Below are 4,490 nucleotides of genomic sequence, written 5' to 3'. Positions count from 1 at the left end.
GTCCGCGACCTTCGCACCAAGGCCGAGGTGGACCGGATAAGTGCGAAGGTCGCGCGCCGTCATCTCAGAGCGGCTCGCACTGGGCACGCAGCCAGTCCAGAGCGGCCGCCGAATCCGGGCCCTCAAGCTGCGGCGCCACGATCTCCAGCACCCGCGCGTGATAGTCGTTCCACCACGCGATTTCGGCTGGAGATAGCAGCGATGTGTCCACCAGGCGCCGCTCGATCGGCACGTGGGTGAGCGTCTCGAAGCCGTAGTATTCGCCGTCCGAGCCCGCGATCTCGCGCTTTTCGACGAGGATCAGGTTTTCGATGCGGATGCCGTATTCGCCGGTCTTGTAGTAGCCCGGCTCGTTCGAGAGGAACATGCCCGGCAGCAGCGGCTGGTCGGTGCCCGCCTGCCCGCCCGAGGACTTGGCGATGCGCTGCGGCCCTTCGTGGACGGCAAGGAAGCTGCCGACGCCGTGGCCGGTGCCGTGGGCATAGTCGAGCCCCACCTGCCACAGCGCATGGCGCGCCAGCACGTCGAGCTGGCTGCCCGCCGTGCCCTTGGGGAAGACCGCAAGGGCCAGCGCGATGTGGCCCTTGAGCACGCGGGTGAAGCGGTCCTTCACTTCGGCGAAGGGCGCATCAGGCCCGACCCAGACGGTGCGGGTGATGTCGGTGGTACCGTCGAGGTACTGCCCGCCCGAGTCGACGAGGTAGACCGAGTTGGGCTCCAGTGTGAGGCTGGTCTCTTCCGACACGCGGTAGTGCGGGCTCGCTCCGTTAGGACCGGCGCCGGAGATCGTGTCGAACGACAGGTCGCGCAAGCTGGGATCGACGGCGCGGAAGTCCTGCAGTTTCGCGGCGGCTGACAGTTCGGTGACCTCGCCCTTGGGCGCCTCGACCGCGAGCCAGTGCAGGAAGCGCGTCACGGCGGCGGCGTCGCGGCCCTGCGCGGCGCGGTGGCCGGCCTGCTCGACAGGGTTCTTGACGGCCTTGGGCAGCACGGTGGGATCGCGTTCCTCCACCAGCGTGGCACCGGCGGCGCGCAGTTCCTCGAAGATGGCGCTGACGGCCCGCTCGGGATCGATAGCGACGCGCTTGCCTGCCAGTTCGCGCAGGCCCTGGGTGAAGGCGGCGCGCTCGCGCACGGTGACCGCGTTGCCGAGGTGGCGGCGGACCTCGTCCGTCACTTTCTCCCCGGCGATGAACAGGTCGGCGGTGCCGTCCTTTCGTGCGATCACGTAGGACAGCGCGACGGGGGTGCGGTCCACGTCGGCGCCGCGGATGTTGAGCAGCCAGGCGATCGAATCGAGCGCGGTGATCACCGTCGCGTCGAGGTTCCGGGTCGCGAGCCATTCGGAAACGGCGGCGCGCTTGGCCTCGCTCGCCTCGCCGGTGAACGTGTCCGGGTGGACCACGGCGGGAGCGGCCGAAGGGGCGGGCTGGTCTTGCCACACGGCATCGATCGGGTTGCCCTCGACCGCGATCAGCGCGCCGCCCTTGGCCGCGAGCGTGGCTTCCACCGCCTGCGCCCACTTCGAGCCGTGAAGCCATGCGTCGTAGCCGATCCGCGCGCCCTTGGGCGCATGCTCGGCGAGCCATGCCGGAACGCTGGTCGCAGGCACGCTTTCGTAGGCATAGAGCCTGCCATCGACCTGATCGCGCACCTGCAGGGTATAGCGTCCGTCCACGAACATGGCAGCGGCAGGCGAGCGGCCTGCGTCGGTCAGCACAACGGCGGTTCCGGCCGAGCCGCCGAAGCCGGTCAGCCATTCGAGCCGCTGGGCATAGGCGCCGACGTACTCGCTCATGTGCTCGTCGGAGATAGGGATCACGAAGCCATCGAGGCCGCGCGCCTTCAGTTCCTTGCGGAGCGCATCGAGGCGGGCTTCGTGGGTATTCATCAGCATGTCATGGGTTCCGGCTTGCGGGGGGTATTGAGCAATCATAGATGGTGCGCATGGCAGATTCCACCCCGACCCTCATCGGTCCCCCGCAGGCGGCGAAGAAGCCGCATTCCTTCACCCATCACGGCGTCACCGTCAGCGACGACTACGCCTGGCTGCGCGATCCCGGCTATCCCGAGGTGAAGGACAAGGAGGTCCTCGACCATCTCGAGGCGGAGAACCGCTGGTTCGAATCGAAGATGGACCAGCACAAGGGCCGCATCGACGCGCTGTTCAAGGAAATGCGCGGCCGCATCAAGGAAGCCGATTCGTCGGTCCCGCAGAAGGATGGCGACTGGCTCTACTGGATCGAGTTCGAGGAAGGCGCCGAATACAAGAAATGGTGGCGCAAACCCGTCGCGGGCGGCGAGCCCGAACTGATGCTCGACGAAGTGGCGCTCGCCGAGGGCAAGGACTACTTCCGCCTCGGCGCGATCTCCACGACGACGGACGGCAGGCTGCTCGCTTACGCGTATGACGACAGCGGGTCGGAGCGCTTCACCGCGCGGATCAAGGATCTGACCACCGGCGAACTGCTGCCGGACGAGATTCCCGGCACGCTGTCCTCGCTGGTCTGGGTGGCGAAGGACAAGGGTCTCGTCTACTCGCTGGCGAACGAGCAATGGCGTACCGACAATGCCCGCCTGCACTGGCTGGGCCAGCCGGTGGAAGACGACGTTGAACTGTTCCACGAAGATGACGAGGGTTTCCGCGTCGGTTCCTCGCTCTCGTCGAACGAGAAGTGGCTGCTGATCGGCACCAGCGACCATGAGACAAGCGAATGCCGCATGGTCCTCGCCGACGATCCGCTGGGCGAGCAGATCCTGGTGAAGGCGCGCGTCAAGGGCGTGGAGTACGATGTCGATGAGCGCGGCGACGTGCTCTACATCCACACCAACGACACGCACGAGAACTTCCGCCTCGCCACCGCGCCGCTGGCGAACCCCGGCGAGTGGACGACGCTGATCGAGGGCACGGACGAGTTTTACCTGACGGGCTTCGATCTGTTCCGCGACTTCTATGTGACCGAGGGGCGCCGCGCCGGTCTCGACCAGATCGAGCTGCGCTATTATGACGATCCGGCGCGGATCGAGCCGATCGCCTTCCCCGAGGCGAGCTATTCGGCGGGGCTCTCCAACAATCCCGAATGGCACATGGAGAAGCTGCGGCTGACGTACGAGTCGATGGTCGCTCCGTCCTCGGTGATGGACTACGATGTCGCCGCGCGCACGCTCGAGACGCTCAAGGTCCAGGAAATTCCTTCGGGCTACGACGGCTCGCTCTATGCCACCGAGCGGCTGGAGATACCTGCGCGCGACGGCACCGCGATCCCCGTTTCCATCGTCTATCGCAAGGACCGGACGGGAGCCGGGCCGCTGCACCTCTATGGCTACGGCGCTTACGGTATCGCCATCGATCCCGGCTTCTCGACCTCGCGCCTCAGCCTGGTCGATCGCGGGTTCGCTTATGTCATCGCGCATATCCGCGGCGGCGACGACCTTGGCCGCGCGTGGTACAAGGCAGGCAAGCTGGAGCGGCGTGAGAATACCTTCAACGACTTCGTCGATGTCGCCAAGGGCCTGATCGAGCGCGGCTTCACCGAGGCGGGCCGGATCAGCATCTCCGGCGGCTCGGCGGGCGGCGAACTGATGGGCGCGGTCATCAACTCCGACCCCGAGCTGTTCGGCGCGGTGGTGGCGCACGTGCCCTTCGTGGATGTGCTGAGCACCATGCTCGACGACACCCTGCCGCTGACGCCCGGCGAATGGCCCGAATGGGGCAACCCGATCGAGGACAAGGCCGCCTTCGATCTGATCCTGAGCTACAGCCCCTACGATCAGGTCAAGCCGCAGGCCTATCCGCCGCTGATGGTGACGGCCGGCCTCAACGACCCGCGCGTAACCTACTGGGAGCCCGCCAAGTGGGTCGCAAGGCTGCGCGAGGTGAAGACCGACGGCAACGAGTTGATCCTCAAGACCAACATGGGCGCGGGCCACGGCGGCAAGTCGGGCCGCTTCGAGAGCCTGAAGGAAACGGCGGAGGAGTTCGCCTTCATCCTGTGGCAGCTTGGGGTCGAAGGCTGATGTTCACCCTCACCTTCACCGCGCTGCCGGAGCACATCGATGTGATGGGCCACGTCAACAATGCGGTGTGGGTGCAGTGGATGGAGGCGATGGCGGGCGCGCACTGGGCCGCCGTCGCCCCGCCTGAGCATCAGGAGAAGTACGCCTGGCTCGTCACTCGTCACGAGATCGATTACCGCGGCAACATCCGCGAGGGTGAGAGCGTGACGGGCGAGACCTTCATCCCCGAAGGGCCGAGCGGTGCGCGCTTCGACCGGCGCGTGGATTTCCGGAATACGGCGGGCAAGGTGATCGTCTCGGCCCGCACGACATGGGCGATGATCGACATCGCCTCCGGCCGGCTGATGCGGGTGCCGCCCGAGGTGGCGGCGCCGTTCGTGGGATAATCGAAAGAGCCTACCCCAGGCGCTCCTGCAAGCGGGAGGGAAGAATGTTAAGTGCGGCCTCGCTCCTCCCTCCCGCTTGCAGGAGGG

At 66.7% G+C, this 4,490-nt stretch carries 3 protein-coding genes; 2 read left to right on the top strand and 1 reads right to left on the bottom strand.

Annotated elements, in window-relative coordinates:
• Positions 1 to 64: 64 nt before the first annotated feature.
• A complete protein-coding gene (locus ACYPYD_RS18360; protein ID WP_459664673.1) occupies positions 65 to 1,897 on the bottom strand; it encodes an aminopeptidase P family protein in 1,833 nt (610 codons plus the stop codon).
• A gap of 50 nt (positions 1,898 to 1,947) precedes the next feature.
• On the opposite strand from ACYPYD_RS18360, the gene ACYPYD_RS18355 reads away from it, so the two are divergent.
• Positions 1,948 to 4,017 carry a S9 family peptidase gene (locus ACYPYD_RS18355; RefSeq protein WP_459664672.1) on the top strand — a complete coding sequence of 690 codons (2,070 nt, stop codon included), beginning with the start codon at positions 1,948 to 1,950 and terminating at the stop codon, positions 4,015 to 4,017.
• Positions 4,017 to 4,403 carry an acyl-CoA thioesterase gene (locus ACYPYD_RS18350; RefSeq protein WP_459664670.1) on the top strand — a complete coding sequence of 129 codons (387 nt, stop codon included), beginning with the start codon at positions 4,017 to 4,019 and terminating at the stop codon, positions 4,401 to 4,403. Before ACYPYD_RS18355 ends, ACYPYD_RS18350 begins: the two co-directional genes overlap by 1 nt.
• Positions 4,404 to 4,490: the final 87 nt, after the last annotated feature.

This window comes from Novosphingobium sp. 11B, assembly GCF_054589055.1.
The sequence above is the reverse complement of the archived record's forward strand: the minus strand, read 5'-3'. Positions and strand labels throughout refer to the sequence as shown.

What these genes read in the sequence shown, in the direction of transcription:
- ACYPYD_RS18360 (WP_459664673.1), bottom strand. Translation starts at nt 1,897, where the DNA reads ATGCTGATGAATACCCACGAAGCCCGCCTCGATGCGCTCCGCAAGGAA.
- ACYPYD_RS18355 (WP_459664672.1), top strand. Translation starts at nt 1,948, where the DNA reads ATGGCAGATTCCACCCCGACCCTCATCGGTCCCCCGCAGGCGGCGAAG.
- ACYPYD_RS18350 (WP_459664670.1), top strand. Translation starts at nt 4,017, where the DNA reads ATGTTCACCCTCACCTTCACCGCGCTGCCGGAGCACATCGATGTGATG.